At 68.3% G+C, this 20,144-nt stretch carries 20 protein-coding genes; 4 read left to right on the forward strand and 16 right to left on the reverse strand.

Going from position 1 to position 20,144, the window contains the following annotated elements; genetic code table 11:
• Positions 1–65 precede the first annotated feature (65 nt).
• From QSK15_RS29785 to QSK15_RS29815, 7 genes are all read right to left on the reverse strand, one after another.
• Positions 66–1,319 (reverse strand): iron-containing alcohol dehydrogenase, encoded by a 1,254-nt coding sequence (locus QSK15_RS29785; protein ID WP_285797361.1) that lies wholly within the window; start codon positions 1,317–1,319, stop codon positions 66–68.
• 63 nt (positions 1,320–1,382) lie between these two features.
• Positions 1,383–2,843 carry an NAD-dependent succinate-semialdehyde dehydrogenase gene (locus QSK15_RS29790; RefSeq protein ID WP_285797362.1) on the reverse strand — a complete coding sequence of 487 codons (1,461 nt, stop codon included), beginning with the start codon at positions 2,841–2,843 and terminating at the stop codon, positions 1,383–1,385.
• A 200-nt stretch (positions 2,844–3,043) separates the two neighbouring features.
• Complete coding sequence (locus QSK15_RS29795; protein ID WP_285797363.1) at positions 3,044–4,120, reverse strand: ABC transporter ATP-binding protein; 1,077 nt, start codon at positions 4,118–4,120, stop codon at positions 3,044–3,046.
• Entirely contained in the window at positions 4,120–5,187 is a 1,068-nt protein-coding gene (locus tag QSK15_RS29800) for an ABC transporter ATP-binding protein (RefSeq protein WP_285797364.1), read from the reverse strand. Before QSK15_RS29800 ends, QSK15_RS29795 begins: the two co-directional genes overlap by 1 nt.
• Positions 5,187–6,098 carry a carbohydrate ABC transporter permease gene (locus tag QSK15_RS29805; protein WP_285797365.1) on the reverse strand — a complete coding sequence of 304 codons (912 nt, stop codon included), beginning with the start codon at positions 6,096–6,098 and terminating at the stop codon, positions 5,187–5,189. Before QSK15_RS29805 ends, QSK15_RS29800 begins: the two co-directional genes overlap by 1 nt.
• Positions 6,098–6,997 carry a carbohydrate ABC transporter permease gene (locus tag QSK15_RS29810; protein WP_036410793.1) on the reverse strand — a complete coding sequence of 300 codons (900 nt, stop codon included), beginning with the start codon at positions 6,995–6,997 and terminating at the stop codon, positions 6,098–6,100. Before QSK15_RS29810 ends, QSK15_RS29805 begins: the two co-directional genes overlap by 1 nt.
• Before the next feature lie 47 nt (positions 6,998–7,044).
• On the reverse strand, positions 7,045–8,454 hold the full coding sequence (locus QSK15_RS29815; protein ID WP_285797366.1) for an extracellular solute-binding protein: 1,410 nt from the start codon (positions 8,452–8,454) through the stop codon (positions 7,045–7,047).
• 303 nt (positions 8,455–8,757) lie between these two features.
• Between QSK15_RS29815 and QSK15_RS29820 the strand changes: the two genes are divergently transcribed.
• The 3 genes from QSK15_RS29820 (at position 8,758) to QSK15_RS29830 (ending at position 11,005) form a co-directional block, all read left to right on the forward strand.
• A complete protein-coding gene (locus QSK15_RS29820; RefSeq protein ID WP_285797367.1) occupies positions 8,758–9,501 on the forward strand; it encodes a GntR family transcriptional regulator in 744 nt (247 codons plus the stop codon).
• A gap of 96 nt (positions 9,502–9,597) precedes the next feature.
• Positions 9,598–10,167, forward strand: a complete 570-nt coding sequence (locus tag QSK15_RS29825) for a DJ-1/PfpI family protein (RefSeq protein WP_210857678.1) — start codon at positions 9,598–9,600, stop codon at positions 10,165–10,167.
• A gap of 19 nt (positions 10,168–10,186) precedes the next feature.
• The gene (locus QSK15_RS29830; RefSeq protein WP_285797368.1) at positions 10,187–11,005 is read left to right on the forward strand and encodes an alpha/beta fold hydrolase; all 819 of its coding nucleotides are present in this window, start codon (positions 10,187–10,189) and stop codon (positions 11,003–11,005) included.
• Positions 11,006–11,010: 5 nt separating this feature from the next.
• Here QSK15_RS29830 and QSK15_RS29835 read toward each other — a convergent pair whose 3' ends face one another.
• The 5 genes from QSK15_RS29835 to msrB form a co-directional block, all read right to left on the reverse strand.
• Entirely contained in the window at positions 11,011–12,381 is a 1,371-nt protein-coding gene (locus tag QSK15_RS29835; RefSeq protein ID WP_285797369.1) for a serpin family protein, read from the reverse strand.
• An 84-nt stretch (positions 12,382–12,465) separates the two neighbouring features.
• Positions 12,466–12,888: an NUDIX domain-containing protein gene (locus QSK15_RS29840; protein WP_285797370.1), complete on the reverse strand. Its 423-nt coding sequence runs from the start codon at positions 12,886–12,888 to the stop codon at positions 12,466–12,468.
• 392 nt (positions 12,889–13,280) lie between these two features.
• A complete protein-coding gene (locus tag QSK15_RS29845; RefSeq protein WP_285797371.1) occupies positions 13,281–13,937 on the reverse strand; it encodes a TetR/AcrR family transcriptional regulator in 657 nt (218 codons plus the stop codon).
• A gap of 277 nt (positions 13,938–14,214) precedes the next feature.
• Positions 14,215–14,721, reverse strand: coding sequence for a peptide-methionine (S)-S-oxide reductase MsrA (msrA, locus tag QSK15_RS29850; protein WP_285797372.1), 507 nt, complete (start codon positions 14,719–14,721; stop codon positions 14,215–14,217).
• Positions 14,718–15,209 carry a peptide-methionine (R)-S-oxide reductase MsrB gene (gene msrB, locus QSK15_RS29855; protein ID WP_285797373.1) on the reverse strand — a complete coding sequence of 164 codons (492 nt, stop codon included), beginning with the start codon at positions 15,207–15,209 and terminating at the stop codon, positions 14,718–14,720. Before msrB ends, msrA begins: the two co-directional genes overlap by 4 nt.
• 445 nt (positions 15,210–15,654) lie before the next feature.
• On the opposite strand from msrB, the gene QSK15_RS29860 reads away from it, so the two are divergent.
• Entirely contained in the window at positions 15,655–16,572 is a 918-nt protein-coding gene (locus tag QSK15_RS29860; protein WP_352232240.1) for an NADP-dependent oxidoreductase, read from the forward strand.
• A gap of 49 nt (positions 16,573–16,621) precedes the next feature.
• Here the strand turns inward: QSK15_RS29860 and QSK15_RS29865 are convergent, their stop codons facing one another.
• The 4 genes from QSK15_RS29865 to QSK15_RS29880 all read right to left on the reverse strand — a co-directional run bounded on the left by QSK15_RS29865 (position 16,622) and on the right by QSK15_RS29880 (position 19,961).
• Positions 16,622–17,020, reverse strand: a complete 399-nt coding sequence (locus tag QSK15_RS29865; protein WP_285797375.1) for a GNAT family N-acetyltransferase — start codon at positions 17,018–17,020, stop codon at positions 16,622–16,624.
• Positions 16,996–17,802 carry an FAD-binding oxidoreductase gene (locus tag QSK15_RS29870; protein ID WP_502889659.1) on the reverse strand — a complete coding sequence of 269 codons (807 nt, stop codon included), beginning with the start codon at positions 17,800–17,802 and terminating at the stop codon, positions 16,996–16,998. The genes QSK15_RS29865 and QSK15_RS29870 overlap by 25 nt, the downstream gene beginning before the upstream one ends.
• Positions 17,772–18,368 (reverse strand): sulfite oxidase-like oxidoreductase, encoded by a 597-nt coding sequence (locus QSK15_RS29875; protein ID WP_285797377.1) that lies wholly within the window; start codon positions 18,366–18,368, stop codon positions 17,772–17,774. Before QSK15_RS29875 ends, QSK15_RS29870 begins: the two co-directional genes overlap by 31 nt.
• Positions 18,369–18,656: 288 nt before the next feature.
• A complete protein-coding gene (locus tag QSK15_RS29880; protein ID WP_285797378.1) occupies positions 18,657–19,961 on the reverse strand; it encodes a hypothetical protein in 1,305 nt (434 codons plus the stop codon).
• Between the last annotated feature and the right edge of the window lie 183 nt (positions 19,962–20,144).

Genomic DNA, 20,144 nt, shown 5'->3' on the forward strand with positions numbered 1-20,144 from the left:
CCGACGCGCGCTGTTGACGACGCGTGCCGAGGGCTGATCGTACGGGTCGCGGGGGGCGGTCGTCGTCATGGGAAGGGCCGGTCGCTGGCTTTGCTGGGGGTGAGGACGTGTCGGGTCCGGTCCCCGGCCCAGGCCGCTTCGAGGATCGCGGTCAGGCTGGCGGTGTCGGTCGGACCCGGATGGTTCTGGATCAACCGGGTGACGCCACTGGCCATCTCCGCGAAGCGCGGCAGGTCGGCGCGGGCCACGCCGATGTCCGCCAGGGTGCGGGGGATGCCGATGTCGGCGAGGAGCCCGTCGAGCCAGGTGAGGAACACCTCCGCGGCCTCGGCATCGGAGGCGTCGGTGACGTCCAGCCCGCACACCCTGGCGAGGACGGCCAACCGGTCGCCGATGGCGTCCCTCGCCGCGTCCAGCGCGTAGGGCAGCAGCAGCCCGACGCCCAGGCCGTGCGGTGTGTGCGTGGCCGCGCCGATGGGGTACTGGAGGGCGTGCGGGGCCGCGTTGCCCGCGTGGGAGAAGGCGATCCCGGCGAGCATGGACCCGTAGGACATGTCCGCGCGGGCGTCCGTGTCGCCTCCATTGCTGACGGCACGACGCAGGCTACGGGCGATCCGCTCCGCCGCCAGCAGCGCGTAGTGGTCGGTGACCGGGTTACGCCCGAGGAAGACCTGCTCCACCGGGTCGCGCGGTCCGTGGGCGCGGGGTCGCGCGGTGTAGCTCTCCACCGCGTGGCAGAACGCGTCGATGCCCGAGTGGGCGGTGACGCTCGCCGGGCAGGAGTAGGTGAGTTCGGGGTCGACGATCGCGAAGTCGGGCACGATGTGGACGCTGGAGACGCCCACCTTCAGTTCGCGGTCCGGGTCGGTCAACACCGAGACGGGGGTGAGCTCCGACCCGGTGCCCGACGTCGTCGGGACAGCCACGAGAGGGGTCGTCGGCCCCGGCACCTTCGACTCGCCGTAGAAGTCGCGCGGCGTCCCACCGTGGCACCGGATGACGCCGACGATCTTGGCGAGGTCGATCACCGTGCCGCCCCCGATGGCGAGGATCACATCGGCGTCCACCTTGGCGGCGGCCGAGACGGCCAGTGCGACATCGGTCAGTGGCACGTCGGAGGTCGCGTCGGCGAACACCTCGACGGCCTCGACCTTGTCCCGCACGGCGGCCACGATCTCGGCCACCCCCGGCTGCCGGAGAAGAACCTGGTCGGTCACGACGAGGACTCGCGAGCCGCTTTCGGCCACCACTCGTGGGATGTTCTGCGCGACCCCTTCGCCCACTATCAGTTGGCGGGGTCCGCGGACGGTCTCAAGCATGTCGGTGCCTCTCCGGAACGTCGGCGGCGATGTGCGGGGCGGTCGCCTGGAGCAGCGGGCCGGTCACGGGAGGTCGATCGCCGCGTAGGTGACGTCGAGATATTCGAGGATTCCCTCGTGCGATCCCTCCTTGCCGATCCCGGACTGCTTCACACCACCGAACGGAGCTGACGGATCCGATATCAGGCCACGGTTGATGCCGAGCATCCCGGTGTCCAGCCCTTCGGCGAACCGGAGCGCCCGCTGAAGGTCACGGGTGAAGATGTAGCCGACCAGGCCGTACTCGGTGTCGTTGGCCTTTGCCATCACCTCGTCGTCGGACGTGAACGAGATGATCGGCGCGACCGGGCCGAAGATCTCCTCCTGCAGCATCCGTGCCTCGTCGGGCACGTCGGCGAGGACCGTGGGCGGATAGAAGTGGCCCGGCCCATCCGGACGCTCACCGCCCACCAGGACCCGGGCGCCGCGCTCGACGGCGTCGGCGACGAGTTCGTCGATCTTGGCGACCGAGGCCTCGTCGATCAACGCCCCGACGGTCACGCCGTCGTCGAGACCATGGCCCATCGACAGCGCGCCCATCCGCTCGGCGAAGCGCGCCGTGAACTCCTCGCGCACCGACTCCTCGACGTAGATCCGGTTGGCCGCGATGCAGGACTCCCCGATGTTGCGCATCTTGGCCACCATGGCGCCGTCGAGCGCGACGTCCAGGTCCGCGTCGGCGCACACGATCAGGGCCGCGTTGCCGCCCAGTTCCATCGAGGTACGCAGCACGTTGTCCGCGGCCTGTCGCAGCAGCACGCGCCCGACCTCGGTCGACCCGGTGAACGAGAGCTTGCGGGTCCGTGCGTCGGCCAGCAGCGCGGAGACCACCGCGCCGGAACGCTTGGTGGTCACCACGTTGACGACCCCCGGGGGTACGCCGACCTCCTCCATGATGCGGGCCAGCAACAGCATGGTGAGTGGCGTCTGGCCGGCTGGCTTGGTGATCGTCGTACAGCCCGCTGCCAGGGCGGGAGCGATCTTGCGGGCCCCCATGGCCAACGGGAAGTTCCAGGGCGTCACGAAGACGCACGGCCCGACCGGTTTCGGCACGGTGAGGATGCGATATCCACCTGCGGGAGCGGTGTTGTACCGGCCCTCGACGCGGACGGCCTCCTCGGCGAACCAGCGGAAGAACTCGGCGCCGTAGGCCACCTCTGCCCGAGCCTCGGCGAGCGGCTTGCCCATCTCGAGCGTGATCAGCCGGGCGACCTCCTCGGACCGCTCGGTCAGCGCCCGGTACGTCGCGGTCAACAACTCTGACCGTTTCCGCGGCGGGGTCGCCGCCCACTCCGCCATCGCGGCGCTCGCCGCGTCCAGCGCGGCGAGCCCGTCACCGACGTCGGCGTCCGCCACCTCGGCGATGGTCTTGCCGGTTGCGGGGTCCTCGACGGCGAATGTGGCTCCGCTTGCGGCGTCGCGCCAGGCGTCGCCGATCCGGAGCCGCCGGTGCTCCGGGGCCAGCACGTTCATCGGATCACTCATTCCGTCGCCTCCTGTGATCTTCCTGGTGATGTCCGTCGTGCCTCAGCGACCGCGGCTGTCCGCGCGCACGGATGGACGCCACCGGTCGTCTTCTCGGACTGCGGCCGGCCGGGCGTCGTCAGGCCGTGTGCACTGCTGACGATCCGCCGACGCCCGGTTGCCACTCGTTGGCGCGTGGGGGCCGTCGCCGCCGGGCGCGGTTACCGCCCCGCCTCGGACAGCGACAGCCCGGAGCCCGCGTCGAACAGGTGCGCACGGTCCAGGTCGACGGTGACCGACAGTCGCTCGCCCGGCGTACCGCTGACGGTGGGTCGTGCCTTGACCTTGACGATCTCCGTCCCCACCCGGACGTCGACCACCGTCCGGTCGCCGAGCGGCTCAAGCCCGTAGAGCTCGCCCGACAACGACGCGTCCCCACGCTGCTCGACGGAGAGGTCCTCCGCGCGCAGGCCCAGCAGCAGCGCCTGACCGTCCTCAGCCGTGGCCCAGCGGGGTCGCGGCAGCGTCCAGCCGTCCGCGCCGACCAGACGATCCCCCTCGGCGCGGCAGGTGAGCAGGCTGATCGGCGGGCTTCCGACGAATCCGGCGACCCACTGGTTGGCGGGACGCTCGTACACCTCGGTCGGTGTTCCGACCTGTTGCACCTTGCCCTCCTTGAGGACCGCGACCTGGTCGGCCATGGACAGCGCCTCGACCTGGTCGTTGGTCACGTAGACGAAGGTGGCGCCGAGGCTGCGGTGGATGCGGGTGAGCTCGGTGCGCATCTCGACCCGGAGCTTGAGGTCGAGGTTCGTCAGCGGCTCGTCCATGAGGAACGCGCGCGGGCTACGGACCAGTGCCCGGGCCAGGGCGACACGCTGCATCTCACCGCCGGACAGTTGGGCGGGACGACGCTGCAGGAGGCGTTCGATGTGCAGCAGGCTCGACATCTTCTGCACGGCGGCGGCGATCTCGCTCGACGAACAGCGGCGTGCCCGCAACGGCGAGGCGATGTTCTCGTACACCGTGTGCCGTGGGTAGAGGGCGTAGCTCTGGAAGACCATGGCCAGGTCGCGTGCGGCCGGGGCGTCGCCGGTCGCGTCCCTGCCGTCCAGATGCACAGTGCCCGCGTCGAGCTTCTCCAGGCCGGCGATCGCCCGCAGGGTCGTCGTCTTGCCTGCCCCGGAGGGCCCGAGGACGACGAAGAACGAGCCGTCCGGCACGTCCAGCGTCACCCCGTCCAGCGCCTGGACCTTGCCGAAGGACTTGCGCAGCCCGTGTGCTGCAACGGTTCCCATCAGGCCACCAGCTCTTCCGTGCTCACGTCGTAGACCGCCGGGGTTCCGCCGGTGTGCCGCAGCCCGACCTTCGCGTCAGCGGCGAAACGAACAGTTGGTGGCATCCGGACCCGGACGTCACGTTGGCCGCCGTGGTCGACCACGTAGATGATCTCGTCGCCCAGCCACTCCACCGAGACCACCCGGGCCGGGATCGAGCCTTCCGCCCCCGGTGCGGTGACCTCCAGCGCCTCCGGCCGGACGCCGGCGACCAGGCGACGGTCGCGTGGCAGGCCCGACGGTGGCGTGAGGACCAGTCCGCCCTGAGCGTGCAGCCGCCCGTCGGTGATCTCCACTTCGATCAGGTTCATCGGCGGGGAGCCGATGAACGCGGCGCAGAAGAGACTCGCCGGACGGTCGTAGACCTCCAGCGGGGTGCCGATCTGCTCGACGCGGCCCTTGTTGAGGATGGCGATCCGGTGACCGAGCGACATCGCCTCGACCTGGTCGTGGGTGACGTAGACCATCGTCGCCCCCAGCTCTCCCTGCAGGTGCTTGATCTCCGTGCGCATGTCCGCCCGCAGCTCCGCGTCCAGGTTGGTGAGCGGTTCGTCCATGAGGAACGCGCGCGGTCGCCGTACCAGGGCGCGAGCCAGCGCGACACGCTGCTGCTCCCCGCCGGACAGCTGGCGCGGTCGGCGGTTCAGGAGCGGACCGAGCCGCATCAGCCGGGCGGCCTCCTCGACCCGCGCGTTCACCTCCTGCTTGGGCAGTCCCTCGGCCCGCAGGGGGAACGCCAGGTTGTCGCGGGTTCGCAGATGCGGGTAGAGCGCGTAGAACTGGAACACCATGGCGATGTCGCGCTCGGCCGGCCGCAGGTCGTTGACCAGCGTGTCGCCGATGCGGATGTCGCCCGCCGTCTGCCTCTCCAGGCCCGCGATGGCGCGCAGCGTGGTCGTCTTGCCGCAACCCGAAGGGCCGAGCATCACGAACAGCTCGCCGTGGCCGATGGACAGGTCGACGTGCTCGACCGCCACCGTTCCGTCGGGGTAGCGCTTGTGCAGCGCGGTCACCTCGATGCCCGCCATCAGCGTCGCACCGCCCCGAGCGTCACACCGGCGATGAGGTGCTTGCGCACCAGGTACGCGAAGACGAGCACCGGTAGGGCGAACACCACGGAGGCGGCAGCCACGAGGCCCCAGTCCGTGGTGGTACCGCCGATCAGGCCGGCGATGGCCGGGGGAGCCGTCCGCACGCTGTCACTGGAGGTGAGGAAGGTGGCGAACACGAACTCGTTCCACGAGAAGATGAGGGCGAAGACCGCCGTCGCGGCGATGCCGGGCACGAGCAGCGGCAGGGTGTATCGCCAGAACGCCTGCAGACGGGTGTACCCGTCGAGCATGGCGGCATCCTCGTACTCGGCGGGCACCTCGTCGACGAACCCCTTCATCATCCAGATCGTGAACGGGACGTTGAACGCGGTGTAGATGAGGATCAGACCGAGCTTGTTGTCGTAGAGGCCGATCTGCCGGTACATGAGGAAGATCGGGATCACGACCACCACGGGCGGCATGAAGCGGGTGGACAGGATGAAGAACAGTTGGTCCTTCTTGGCCTTCACGGCGAAGCGTGAGTAGGCCCAGGCCGCCGGGACCCCCAGCACGGTGGCCAGCAGCGTGGAAGCTCCGGCGACCACCACCGAGTTGAGGAAGTTGACGGACACGGGCGTGCGGCCGTCGCCCTGGGCGACGAACACGTCCTTGTAATGCTGCAGAGTGACGGCGAAGTCGAAGAACTTGGCCGGGATGGCGTAGACGTCCCGGTTCTCCTTGATCGACGTCTCGAGCATCCACAGCACCGGAAAGAGCATCACCACGGCCAGTACGGTCAGCAGCGCGATCTCCACCAGGGAGCGGCCCCGACCGCCGAGGCGGCGCGCGGGGGGCCCGTGGTCCGGGGTTGAACCGGTGGACACGGCCTCGTCAACGGAGACGGCCATCAGTCCTCCTTGAGCTTGTTCAGGTAGCGCAGGTAGAACTGCGTGAGGACGATGACGACGAGGACCATGAGGATCCCGTACGCCGATGCGGTTCCGGAGTTGAAGCCCAGGAACGCGACCTTGTAGATGTGGAACGACAACGTCTCGGTGGAGACACCCGGACCTCCGCTGGTCAGGATGTAGACGAGGTCGAACAGCCGGAACGCCTCGATCGCCCGGAACATCACGGCGATGAGGAGCAGCGGCCACACCAGCGGGAGGGTGATGGTGCGGAACCGGAACCACTCGGAGGCCCGGTCGATCGAGGCGGCCTCGTAGAGGTACTTGGGCACCGCGGTGAGGCCCGCGAGCGCGATGAGCATGATGAACGGCGTCCACTGCCAGGTGTCGACGACGATCAGGGAGACCAGTGCCGTCCGCTGCCGGGTGAGCCACTCCACCTGCCCCAGGCCGACGGAGCCGAGCATGCTGTTGACCACGCCGAACTGCGCGTCGAGCATGAACCGCCAGAACAGCCCGACCACGACCGGTGACAGCATCATCGGAACCAGGAACAGGGTGGTCAGCGCTCCCCGCCCGCGCGTGCGCCGGGAGATCAGGTAGGCGATGCCGAAACCGAGCACTGTCTGCAGGCCGACCGCGCCGACCACGTAGATCAACGTGGTCAGGGCCCTCGTGTGGACCTGCGCCGACGTCAGGATGGCGGTGTAGTTGCCGAAGCCGATGAAGTTGGCGGGCCCGCCGCGGGTGGCCGAGTAGTCGGTGAAGGACAGGTACAACGCCCACAGCAGCGGGAACACCGACATGCCGAGCAGCAGCAGCATCGCGGGGGAGATGAACGTGACGGCGAGCCAGCGGTCGCTCAGCCGCCGGGACCGCCCCGGTGCAGGTGGCGTCACAGACACCACCTGCCCGGGGTGGTCGGTGGTCAGCGGGGCGGGGTCTTTCACAGTCCGCCGCCACCCTTGCGGTTGCTGGAGTCGAGCACGTTCTGCTGCTCCTTGGCGATGTCGTCGAGCGCGTCCTTCGGCTTCTTCGCGCCGTTGAGCGCCGCGTTCACGTTGGTGTTCTCGATGTCGACGAGGCGCGCGTACTCGGGCACGTTCCACATGTCCCGCATCCGCGGCACCGAGTCGGCGTACACCTTGTTGAACGGCCCGGCGTTGAGGAACTCGGGCGACGCCAGAGCGTCCGTACGCGCTGGCACGCCGCCGGCCGCGGCCCACTTCTTCTGGACGTCAGCCTGCTCGAACCACTTCATGAAGTTGAGGGCTTCCGCCTGGTTCGCCTTCGACGAGTAGGCCGAGATGTGCATCCCCATACCGCCGAGTGGGACCAGGTTCGTCTTCTGGCTCGGCAGGGTGGCGAAGCCCAGCTTGTCGAGAATCTGCTCCCGGCTGGTGCCGAGCGTCGACTGCTTGGGATCGAGCAGGCCGCCGCTCGCGGCGATCCAGTTGAACGCGATGCAGGCCTTGCCCTGAGCGACAGCCGCGTTCACCTCGTCGATGAACCAGTTGCCGGAGCCCTTTGCGGTCAGCGGCTTCATCTTGTTGACCAGGACGTCCATCGCCTCCTGGCCGGCAGCGTCGTTGAGGACACCGTCGATCTTGCGCGTCTTGGGGTCCCAGAGGTTGCCGCCGTAGACGCCGTTGACGGTGTTGTAGGTGACGGCCGCGGCGTCGGAGCCGTTTGCCTGGTGGAAGGCCAGCCCGCTGACCCCGGGGTTGTCCGCCTGGCACTTCTCGGCGGCTGAGATCATCTCGTCCCAGGTCTGCGGTGGCTTGTCGCCGATCAGGTCCTTGCGGTAGATCATCGTCCAGGTGTCGCCGAGCAGCGGCAGCCCGTACAGGCTGGCGTTCTCGTCGCGTTTGCCGGTCTCCGCCTGGGGGAACTGACCGTACGCCGCCAGGAGGTACGGGTTGTAGGCGTTGACGTCGATGTTCTCTTTGACGAAGTCGGTGAGGTCGAGGATGTTGCCGTTCGTCACGGCCTCGCCGATGTGTTGCGAGTCCAGGATCGCGATGTCGAAGTCGGTCTTGCGCGCGGCGAACTGGGTGAACATCGCGTCGTGCCAGTTGGCGTTCGGCACGGTGTTGACCTTGATGGTGGCGTTCGGCCGCTCTTTCTTGTACTCCGCGTTCGCGAAGGCTTCCAGTGCCTGGGCGGGGGGCCAGTCGAACCAGATGAAGCTGAGGGTCAGCGGGTCCTTGGTGAGCTCCGGGATTGCCGCTGGCGCCTTCGGGGCGCTCGCCTTCGCGCCGTCGTCCTTGCTGTCGCCGCCGCACGCCGCCACGGTCGTGGCCATCAGCAGCATGGCTGCCGTCGCCAGCTGCACCTTCCGGGCGGGAAGGGACATTCGTCCTGTTCGCTTCTGATATCGCATCTTATGGCCTGCTTTCTGGGGTGGGGACTTCTAAGGCCTCGCTATGTGCTTCGCCGTGCAGTTACGGGTTGCTCAGGCGTGTCGCCGCCGGGCTGTCGCGGGGTGCCGACCCGCGGGCTGGCGTCACAGGTGCGATGGCGGACGGTTCCGCGATGGCGCGGGATGAAGATCATCCAGCGCTTTTCCTATACGATCTGGTGGGGGCGTCAGCATGTCGCAGCGTTGTGACTGATGTCAACAGGTTCCCGAAGGCGCAAGAAAGGACCTCACGTCACGATGGACGACGAAGCGATGACCGCGCGGGGCCGTAGGGCCGTCGCAGGCGGAACGCCGCCGGGCAGATCTGGCGGCCGGCTTGCCGACGAGGTGTACGACACGCTGCTCGGACAGCTGATGTCGCTACGGATCGAGGCCGGCTCCCGCGTCACGATCGACGTCCTGGCGCGAGAGCTGGGGGTCTCGCAGACGCCGATCCGGGACGCGCTGAACCGCATGGAGGCCGAGGGTCTGGTCGTGCGGGTGCCCCATGCCGGCTACCGCATCCCTCCGCACATCACCCGCCAGCGATTCGAGGACATGCTCGAGGTCCGCCTGCTGCTCGAACCGGCGGCGGCGCGCAGATCCGCCGAACGCGCGACCTCGGAGCAGGTGGCCGGTCTGCGACGAATGCTGGAGGAGATGGCGGAGTTGGAAGGGGGCAACGGGCCAACGGCGTACGGGGCCTTCGGGCTGCGCGATGCCGCCTTCCACGATCTCGTCGCCCTGAGCGCGGAGAACCAGGTCATCCGTGAAGCGCTCGCTCGCCTGCACAGCCACGTGCACCTCTTCCGGCTCCACCACGACACCCAGGTCACGCACTTGGCGATGGCCGAGCACGAGGACGTGGTGGCCGCGATCGCCGCGCGTGACCCCGACGCCGCCGCCTACGCGATGCGTCGGCACATCCTGCGCTCCGGCGAGCGTTTCCGGCGACTGTTCGACGGCGTCAGGGACGCGGACGGGATGGCGGCAGACGCTTGACGGGCGGGCCGGGCCGGGGAATGCTAGCCCAATCGGATCGGATTGGATTCGATGGGATCCACCACCTCACCCGCCCCCAGACGCGAGGAGAAGCAGGTGCCCAGAGCGCTGCTGCTGACCGGCGACGCCGCCGAGGAACTCGACACCATGTATCCCTACTACCGCGTGCAGGAGGGCGGCTGGGACGTGGACGTCTCGTCACGGACGATGCGTGACGTGCAACTGGTCATCCACGAGTTCGACCCCAACTCCGACGCCTACGTGGAAAAGAACGGCCGGAAGCTGCCGGTCGACGTGCCCTGGGCCGACGTCGACGTCGAGCGCTACGACGCCCTCATCATCCCCGGCGGCCGTGCCCCCGAATGGATCCGGGTCGACGCCGATGTCAGGCGCATCACCGAGCACTTCTTCGCCCGCAACCTCCCCATCGCGCTGGTGTGCCACGGCGCGCAGGTGCCAGCGGTGTACGGGCTGCTGAAGGGCCGCAAGACGGCGTGTTTCCCGCCCATCACCGGTGACATGGAGAACGCCGGCGCGACCGTCATCGACGCTCCCGACGTCGTGGACGGCAACCTCGTCTCCTGCCGGGGCTGGCCCGACATGCCGCAGTTCGGGCGGGCGATGATGGAGGTCTTCTCGAAGTCCGTCAACCCCGCATCGGCATGAGCGCAGCTGGCTTGTGCCGGTGACGGCACTTCGGACCGTCACGGTCGACGGTTCCCCGGTCCACGTCCTGGAGAGCGGCGCCGGACCCGCAGTGCTGATGCTGCACGGCTCCGGACCCGGCACGACCGGGTCCGGCGCCTGGGCAGCGACGGCGCAGGCGCTCGACACGTCCTGGCACGTCGTGGCTCCCGACCAGGCGGGGTTCGGCCGTACACCCGTCCCGGCGGGCTCCACGGGCGGGCTTCGTCTGTGGACGGAGCAGGCCGCGGGCCTGATGGACGCTCTCGGTATCGAGCACTACGCCGTGGTGGGTCACTCCATGGGTGGTGCCGTGGCGCTGGCGTTGGCGGCCGCGCGCCCCCGACAGGTCACCCGTGTCGTGGCGGTCGCGACGATGGGCGCCCCCGGCGCGCCGCTGTCCGCTGGACTCGACGCGATCTGGGCCGCCCCCGCCGGCCCGCTCGGGGCACGAGACATGCTGAGTCGCCTCGTCCTCGACCAGGCGCTCGTGACCGAATCGGCCGTCGACGCACGGGCGGCCGCGATGCGAGCGGGGGAGGCGGCCTTCGCGTCGTTGTTCCCCCCACCCCGGGCGCGATGGGTCGACGACCTCACCCTCTCGGCGCGAACGCTGGCGGCGATCAGCGCGCCCGTGCTGCTCGTGCACGGTGCCCAGGACCGCATCACCCCACTCGAAACGGCAACCCAGCCCCTGCTCGAACACCTGACCGACGTCCGCCTGCACGTGTTCGGCCGGTGCGGGCACGTGCCGGCGATCGAACACCCGCAGGAGTTCAGGCAACTGCTGTCGTGCTTCCTCGGTCACGGCTACCGGTAGTTCGGTCAGGCTGGGCCGGTGACCAGGGGGTCGTGGACCCGGCCGAGGAACAGCGGCACGCCGGTGAGCCGGTCGTGAATGACGTACAGGAACGGTCGGTCCACAAAGAACTCCGGCCCTTGCGGAATCGACGGCGGCCGGACGATGACGGCCGTCGCGGCCGCGGCTTCGGTGCCCTTCTCGTCCACCGCGATGAACGTCTCGTGCACCACGTCGTCGATGCACAGGGACGGTTCGGTGCTCATGCCGGTGAAGTCGGCCTGTGCGGTGAATGCCGTGGGCATGCCGAGGCTGCCCAGCGCGGCTCCCAGTTCGGCCGGCAGGCGGAACCTCCATCGGGGCAGGCGTAGTTCGACGTCGGTGACCTGGAACCCGGTCAGCAACGCGCCCAGCCAGGTGGCGTCGAGGTTCGCCTCGACCGCGGCGAGGTCGCCCCGGGTCGGCATGACGATGGCCATGGCGAGCCCGTCGCCCGCGTACGGCACGTCGACCGCGCGCCAACCGTCGCCCTCGAGGTAGCCCATCCGGTCGAACGGCCCGCGCATGATCGAGACGTCGACGACGCTGCCGTCATCCCGGGTGAACGGCTCCACCATCGTGGCGGTGGGGGTGAACGGGTACTTCCACGCTGCCATGAGGTAGATCGCGTTGGTGAGGATCAGGCGGGTGTCGGGGCTGACGCCGTCGGGCAGCAACAACTCCGGGATCTTCGCGTTGGTCCGATCGGACACCCAGGTGTTGATCTCCTGGCGGGCCCCCTCCGGGTTGCCGCCGAAGTCGACCGGATGCGGCGCGGCGCCGTAGTAGCCGGCCAGAGTGTCCCGGAACCCGGGCCGCAGGCACAGGTCGAGTCGTGTCCACAGCGCGTTGGCGGTGGTCAGCCGAGGCTGCTTTGTTCCGTCCCCGTTCTGGTAGCGCTCGGCGAGCGCCTGATCGACGGTGTTGAGCCCGCTGTCGAGCGCGCTGGGGCGCGGATGCGGCGCGTGGAGTACGGCGTCCATCTCGTCGGCCGTCGTCGAGCGGGCGCCCGCCCGGGTCATCGCGAGCGCGAGCCCGACCGAGTACGGTGCGCACACCACATTTCCGCCAGCCTCAGTCGAGGCCAGTGTGCGGTAGAGGTCGGCCGTGAAGCCGCGAACCGCGGCGGCGGCGGCCTGCATCGTGGCCGGGTCCGCTGGTACGCGGGCCGCATCCGTCGAGGTCGACGACGGGTCAAGCCAACGGGAATGATGTGGGGCGGCGGTGAGGGCGGCAGCCGCAAGTGGCACCGCTCGCAGAACAGATCGACGGGAGACCATGTGTTGACGGTAGGACAGTCCCCCGGAAACCCGCCAGACACAACGGCGAATTAATCGAAGCTCGACAATGTCCGTCACTCGTGCGGCGCAGAGAGCTGTCCACGGCCCGCTCCCGCCCTGGCCCCTTCGTGTTCGTGATGCGGCAGCCGATGAGTTGGACGTTCAACACGTCTGGCTGTGGTGTCCGGGCTCCGGCAGCGATCGGAGCAACGCCGGCAGGGTGTCGAACACGAGCGGAAGCTCGGCCATCTGGCTGAGCGTGATCCAGGCGATGGCGTCATGCTCCTCGGGTGCCCGGTTGGTGGGGGAGCCGACCCAGTCTGCGATGTGCCAGACGCCCACGTGGACGGCGTCCTCGCCGCTGCCGGCACGCAGGTCGCCCACCCGTGACGAGGACTGCGCCGCGATGTGCACCCCGAGCTCCTCGTGCATCTCACGCGCGAGGGCCTGGAGCTCCGACTCGCCGGCGTCGACGTGTCCTCCGGGCAGGTCCCACAGGTCCGGGTACGCCCGGCGGGTCGGGCTGCGGTGGACCAGCAGGACCGCGCCGTTTCTGACGAGTGCGCCGCAGACGACGACATGCATGACGGGATTAGAGCACGGGGATAGGACAAGCCCGTGCCGGCTCGACACTGTGCACCGGATAGTCCAATCGGCCGTTCAACCCTGAGCCGCCCTTCGGCGGGTGAACCTCGATATCCGGGCGGCTCAGCTGGGCTGATGAGTGGAATGTGCCATCGTGTCCCGGACCGGACTGATCAGTGCCAACGCTTCAACCGGACCAGGAGGTCCCTGTGGTCTGGCGGCTGCAACTAGATGCCGGCCGGGCGGGAGTCAGCGTCGATCGACGGCGGAATCAATCCTGCCGTCGGCGGTTTGCTGCAAGATGGAGCGCCTCGCTCTCACGATGACGCTCCCATTGACCTCCGGCTGCTCGCGCCCACCGCGAGCAGCCTCATCGCCACTGATGGGGCCCATTAACGGGTCGGTTCACCGGGCGGCTGCACGAGGAACGATTTGATGTGGTCCAGCGCCATGTCCAGTGCGACTTCCATGGGTGCGACGTCGTGCGCGGCGTTCGCCAGCAGGTAGCCGCCTTGCAACGCGCCCATCAACCCCGTGGCCAATTTTTCCGGGTCGGCGTCCTGGCGCAGGAGACCACTGTCCCGCATTCGGTGCAGACCATCACTGATCAGCTTTTCCCATGCCGCGAACGTCTCCGACAGCGACGATCGGGCCTGCTCATCTTGATCGGACAGCTCGAGGGCCATCGACCCGAGGCCGCACCCGTATTTGCCGTTGTTCAGTGAGTTGGCCTGGACCAGCGCGTTGCGCCACCGGACCAACCCGGAGAACGATCTGAGTCGTTCGAGCCCCGCGCGCTCACGCTGAAGCACGAGCGCGCCTCGATACTTGACCAAGGCGCGCACGAGTTCCTGCTTGTCGGCGAAGTGGTGGTAGAGCTGGGACTTGCTCGTCTGGCTTGCCTCGCGGATGTCGTCGAGGGTCGTCGCGTTCACTCCGCGCACGAGCATCAGCCGGTTCGCTGCGTCGAGGATCCGCTCTCGGGTCGCAATGCCCCGTTGGCTGATCCTCCGCCTATTCGTCGGCGCAGCCACCTGCTCGTCGCTCATCTGTCAAGTGTATCCAGCGCGCCAGATAATCCCGTGCGAATGGGACCGTCGAGTCCATGCCGTGTCACGCGGCATTCACCTGGTGGTGTCTCGATGAACGTGTTCCCACGTCGCCAGACATTCTATTTGGCAGCTTACATGGACCATTTAGTCCCAGGTCTCCGGTCTTGTGTGGCGACGTCTCGTACGCGGCGCTCCGGCGGGAGCCCCAACCCATCCGGGTTTCTCACCTCGACCGGCCCGGCGCGCGGACCCTTGGGTCCGCGCGCCGAAGGTGTCAGGCAGTCGCCCGCTTCGGCAGCTTCCATCCCGGGCGGGGGAAGTGGCAGGTGTACCCGTTGGGGTAGGTCTGCAGGTAGTTCTGGTGCTCCGGCTCGGCCTCCCAGAAGTCTCCTGCCGCGGTGACCTCGGTGACGACCTTGCCGGGCCACAGGCCCGAGGCGTCGACATCGGCGATCGTGTCCTCGGCGACCCGCTTCTGCTCGTCGTCGGTGTAGAAGATCGCCGAGCGGTAACTGGTGCCGATGTCGTTGCCCTGGCGGTTCTTCGTCGACGGGTCGTGGATCTGGAAGAAGAACTCCAGCAGCGCGCGGAAGTCGGTCTTGTCGGTGTCGTAGACGACCTCGATGGACTCCGCGTGGGTGCCGTGGTTGCGGTAGGTGGCGTTCGGGACGTCGCCGCCGCTGTACCCGACGCGCGTCGACACGACGCCGGGCTGGCGACGGAACAACTCCTCCATGCCCCAGAAGCAGCCGCCGGCGAGGATTGCCTTCTCGGTGTTCACATCGTCTCCTTGGCTGATGTCGTGCCCGTGTTGGTGTCGCTCGTGAACAGGGTGCGGTATTCGCCGTACCCTGCGTTTTCCAGGTCGTCGCGGTGGATGAACCGCAGCGACGCCGAGTTGATGCAGTAGCGCAGTCCGCCCTTCTCGGGGGGACCGTCATTGAAGACGTGGCCGAGGTGGCTGTTCCCGTGCAGCGAGCGGGCCTCGGTCCGAATCATTCCGTGGCTGGAGTCGTGGCGCTCGACGACGTTCGTCCTGGCGATCGGCCGGGTGAAGCTCGGCCAGCCGGAGTTGCTGTCGTACTTGTCGACAGATGCGAACAGCGGCTCGCCGGACACGACGTCGACGTAGATGCCGGGTTCATGGTTGTCCCAGTAGGCGTTGGCGAACGGTCGCTCGGTGCCGTCCTGCTGGGTTACCCGGTACTGCTCCGGGTTGAGCCGCGAAACGGCCTCCGGGTTTCTGTGGTACTGGGTCTGCTGGTGCACAGCTCTCCCTTCGTGGCCTCAGCTGCGGAGCCCAGGCGGAGCGCACCTGGACACGCAGGTACAGACAATCTCCGGGTCGGCCGTATTCCCGCAGCCGTCGTCACATCTGGACGGCGTAGTCCAAGCAAGAATCCATGCCTGCTGGGGCGGGTTTCCTTGCGATGGCTCTGAGCTGCAATTACTGCGGCTTCGGCGCCGGCCAGGCAGCCAAATACTGGACTTGACAGACCAGTTTTGCCGCAGCTAGGTTCGGGACGGCCGACGAGCTGCCCGGCTCGCCCGTCGGCATCGAGGTCGACAGGCGTCCCCGCCGACACCCCACCGCGCCCGGTCGCTACCGGTCGCCGTGCTCTGACGCGACGCCGAGGCGTGGCGCCGCCGGTGCTGGGAACGAACAGTGCTTCTCGTGGCAGTGCGGCGAGGGCTGAATACCAGGAGGTATCTGATGAAGGCGATCGTGGTGACCGACGAGGCCGCGGGAACGGCCGGAATGACGGTGATGGAGCGGCCTGAGCCGGTCGCGGCCATCAACGACGTCGTCGTCCAGGTTCACGCGTCGGGATTCGTGCCAACCGAGCTGACGTGGCCCTCGACCTGGACCGATCGCCTCGGCCGGGACCGGACGCCGTCGATACCCGGGCACGAACTGGCCGGAGTGGTCAGCGCACTCGGGTACGGCACGACGGGGCTGTCAGTGGGGCAGCGGGTCTTCGGCCTCACTGACTGGAGCCGCGACGGCACCCTGGCGGAGTACGTGGCGGTCGAGGCGCGCAACCTCGCACCGTTGCCCGGCGACGTCGACTTCACGGTGGGCGCGAGCCTGCCGATCTCTGGCCTGACCGCTTGGCAGGGACTCTTCGAGCACGGCCGCCTCCAGGCGGGGCAGAGCGTCCTCGTGCACGGCGCGGCCGGCGCTGTCGGTTCGATGGTGACGCAGCTCGCCCGTGAGTTCGGCACCTACGTCATCGGTACCGGGCGCGCCGCCGACCGGCAGCGGGCGCTCGACTTCGGCGCCCAGGAGTTCGTCGACCTTGAGAACGACGTCCTCGAAGATGTCGGTGGAATCGATCTGGTTTTTGACGTCATCGGTGGCGACATCGGGCGGCGTTCGGCAGGCCTGATTCGCGCCGGCGGAACCCTGGTGTCCGTCGTCGGGCCGCCCGAGGTGCGGCCCGCGGACGCCCTGACGATCGACTTCGTCGTGACGTCTGATCGCACCCAACTGGGTGAGATCGTCCAGCGGGTACGGGACGGGCGACTGCTGACGAACATCGGCAAGGTCGCGGACCTCGACGACGCCGTCGCCGCCCTCAACCCGACCGAACGGGCCACCGGCAAGACGGTCATCCGCGTTCGCGCCTAAGGACCTCGGGGGAGAGCGGTCGGGACGCGTTCAGCGTCCCGACGCGTGTTCAGTGCCCTCGCTGGCCGGGGTGTGACCGGAATGTCGGGTCCAGCACGTCGGCGTACTCCGGATGAGCATCGACGAACGCTGCCGCGAACGGACACGTCACGGCAACGGTCTTCCCCTGCCCGCGCAGCTCGTCGAGGACGCCGCCGAGAAGCCTGCTCGCCACCCCCTTCCCCCGGAACTCGGGGAACACGGATGTCGCCGACAGGATGACGCGGTTCCCGGCGGTGCTGTAGACGAGCCCTGCCGCTGTCCGGCCCCCTACCGTGGCCTCGTAGATGCCGCCTGCGCTGTTGTTGGTGATGACGAGGTCCTCCTGGCCGGCGGGCGGCAGGTTCGAGGCGCCCCAGTCCTGCTCGGCGTTGGTCAACGCGATCATGTCCTCGGCGTTGTTCGCCATGGTGTCTCCCGAATCTCGCTTCGTCGCAATTGTTCGAATCTCGGTCCCTTGCTGGGTCCGAAGCGTTCGGTGCGAATGGTCGAGGGGTTGTGGCCGATGGTGACGAGAAGGTCGGCCACGGTCTCGACGAATCCGGTGGGCCCGCAGACGAACGCGACGGCGTCGGCGTCGTGGGGCCATGCGACGCGGGCCAGGGTGTCCGCGTCCAGTCGTCGAGGTTGGGCCGGCCAGCCGGGGGGCGCGACCCGGGTATAGACGCGGGTGACGGCGACTAGACCGGCTTCTGCGGCTTCCGCGGTGGTGAGATCCGCCGTGAACAGCGCATCCGACGGGGATCGGGTCGAGTAGAGCAGCCTGGTGGGAGCCGTCGCCGCCCGTACCATCGACATCAGCGGCGCCACGCCGGATCCGCCGCCGATCAACAACGCCGGGCGCGGATCGGTGGGTCGGCGCACGAACCAGCCACCGAGCGGCCCACGGATCTCGAGATGGTCACCCGGTTCCGCGACATCGACGAGGTACGGCGAGACCTCACCGTCGATCACCGTCTGGACTGTCACCTCGAGCCGGCCCGGTCCCGGGGCGGACGAGATCGAGTAGCTGCGTTGTGCCGTGTAACCGTCAGGAGCCGTCAATCGAACGTCGACGTGCTGGCCCGGCACGTGACCTGCCCAGCCGTCGACGTCGAGGACCACCGTCCGCGCCGTCGCGGTCTCCGCCCTGGTGGCCGCGACGGTCGCCGGTCGCCAGGTCAGTCCGCCAGGTAGCGTTGCTCGCGCCACGGGTCACCGTAGTTGTGGTAGCCGGCCGTCTCCCAGAACCCAGGCTCATCGTCATGACGTAGTTCCAGGGCGCGCAGCCACTTCGCGCTCTTCCAGAAGTACAGGTGCGGAACGAGGAGGCGGGCCGGACCGCCGTGCACCGCGGCCAGCGGCTCGCCGTCGAACTCGTACGCCACCCAGGCCTGGCCGTCGAGAAGGTCCTCAAGCGGAATGTTCGTGGTGTAGCCGCCGTAGGAGTGGGCCACGACGTACTCGGCCGAGGTCTCGACATCGGCCAGCAACGTGTCTACCGAGACGCCCCGCCAACGCGTGCCGAGCTTCGACCAGTGCGTGACGCAGTGGATGTCGACGGTCGTCTCGTCGGCGGGAAGGGCGGTGAACTCCGCCCATGACCACGTGCTCCGCTCGCCGATCTCGGTGACGACGGCGAGCTCCCACGTGTCGAGCCCGATGCGCGGTGTGGGTCCCGCCGACAGCACCGGAAAGTCGTCGGTGCGGTACTGGCCGGGCGGAAGATCGGTGTCGTCGCGGCGACGGCCACCGAAACCGCGTGAAATCACTGCCATGCGCCCCTCCCAGAGCAGTGGCCGCATGATCGCGACACCAGTAATTGGACCATCTCGTCCATAGTAAGCCGAGATGGCGGCTGGCGGCAAACGTTGCTCACGGTCCGTGAGTGCGCTCAGCAGCGACGGCCGTCCGTCACGGCGGTGCATGTGATCTGACGGGCCTCGACGCGATCAGGCTCCGATGGACTGAATCGTCCATGTAATCGCGGCAGGTCGGCAGAAGAAGTCAGGAGGGCAGCGGGGGTGCGTGGAATGCTCGCACCAGGGATCGACAGCATCCGCCGATTAGGGTTCCTCTCTGCTCCCCAACTGGCGCTGCGTCCGCTCCGCGATCTCGCCGGAGGCCTTGCCCATCATCGATCTGGCCCGGCCGAAGGCCGCCACCCCGAAACGACTGGCGACGCCTACACCCTCCGCCCCGGTCTCCAGCACCTTCCCTCCCACCCCGGTTCCGGTGTCGAGGACCTTGTCGCGTACCTCGGTCCCCGTCTCGAGGACCTTGTCGCGCACTTCCACGGCAGCGTCCAGCCACCGCCTGGCATCCCACGACCGTCGGTCGCGTTCGAGGCCGAGCCGCCCGCGAAAGTCAACGACGGTGGTCGCCACGTGGTTGGTCGAATGCACCACGGCGCGGGATGTACTCGGGTTCAGCAGCACCTTCGCGTTGGCAGTGCCGGCGGCAGCGTCCATCCGGGACATCAGGCGCGACGTGCTGCGCGAAATGAGGTCGAGGCGGTTGCGCCGGGCGGCCCGGATGGCGATGCGATGCTCCTCCAGCTCTCCCGGGGACGTGTCCAGCACCCGGTCGAGTTCGAGCACGGCGACCGCGTCCTGGAGTTGGAAGCAGCGGGCCAGGACGGCTAGCCACTCCTGAACCTTGCTCTCGGCCTCCTTGACTGTCTTGGCCAGGTCACCAACCTTGGTTTGGGTCTCGAGCTTTTCGGTGATGGCGTCGAGCTGTCGCAACGCGTACACCTGGGTTCTGGCCAGCGGCACCGGCGTGGCCTGCACCTTCGACCAGGTGACCTCGGAGACCCGGCCCACCCGCTCGCGGATGGTCAGGGCTTCGTCGATGACGAACTCCACTCCGATCATGTCCGCCACCACGGCGTCGGTCTGAGCGCGCAGGACGGCGTCGACCTTCGCGTCGATCACGGCGAGATAGTCGGTGATCTCCTCCATGGTCTGTTGCATTGCGAGCTGCGCCATGAGTCCGGCGGCTCCGGTCAGGATCGCCGGGTTGGTCAGCATCGCGCTTGGGGTCCGAACCACTTCGAGCAGGCCGGTGATCTTGCCGTGGTCGGTCAGTACGGCGCGGCTGACACCGCTCTCCGAGCCCGTCATGAGGTTGTACTTCTTCATCGCCTCGGCGGACTCCGCAGTCAACCGGACCCAGCGGCCGGAGTGGTCGGCGATCTCGGCACCGGCCTTGGCGATGGTGGATCCGGTACGGAGGGTGGAACTGAGTCGCTGCAGCCCGAGGTCTTTCGACGACAGTCGCTCCGCGGTGAGGAAACGATCGACAGTCGCCGGATGCCCGATGACCGCCAGGCCATCGCCGTCGCTGATCAGCTGGATGGCGTCTTCCACCGTCGGCTCCTTGAGGCGTGGCACGGATCGGCCTCACGCTACCGCCGGCGTCTTCGGCCTCACCATGGTCCGCTCGTCTCGATGATCTCGGGATTGGAGGATGTCGCACCCCGTCCGTCCGGTGGCCAGTTCGTTCGCCGGCGGTGAAGGTGGCGCACTGAAGAGGTGCTCGGCGCGTTTTTC

Source organism: Micromonospora sp. NBRC 107095, assembly GCF_030269705.1.
GTDB lineage: Bacteria > Actinomycetota > Actinomycetes > Mycobacteriales > Micromonosporaceae > Micromonospora > Micromonospora parva.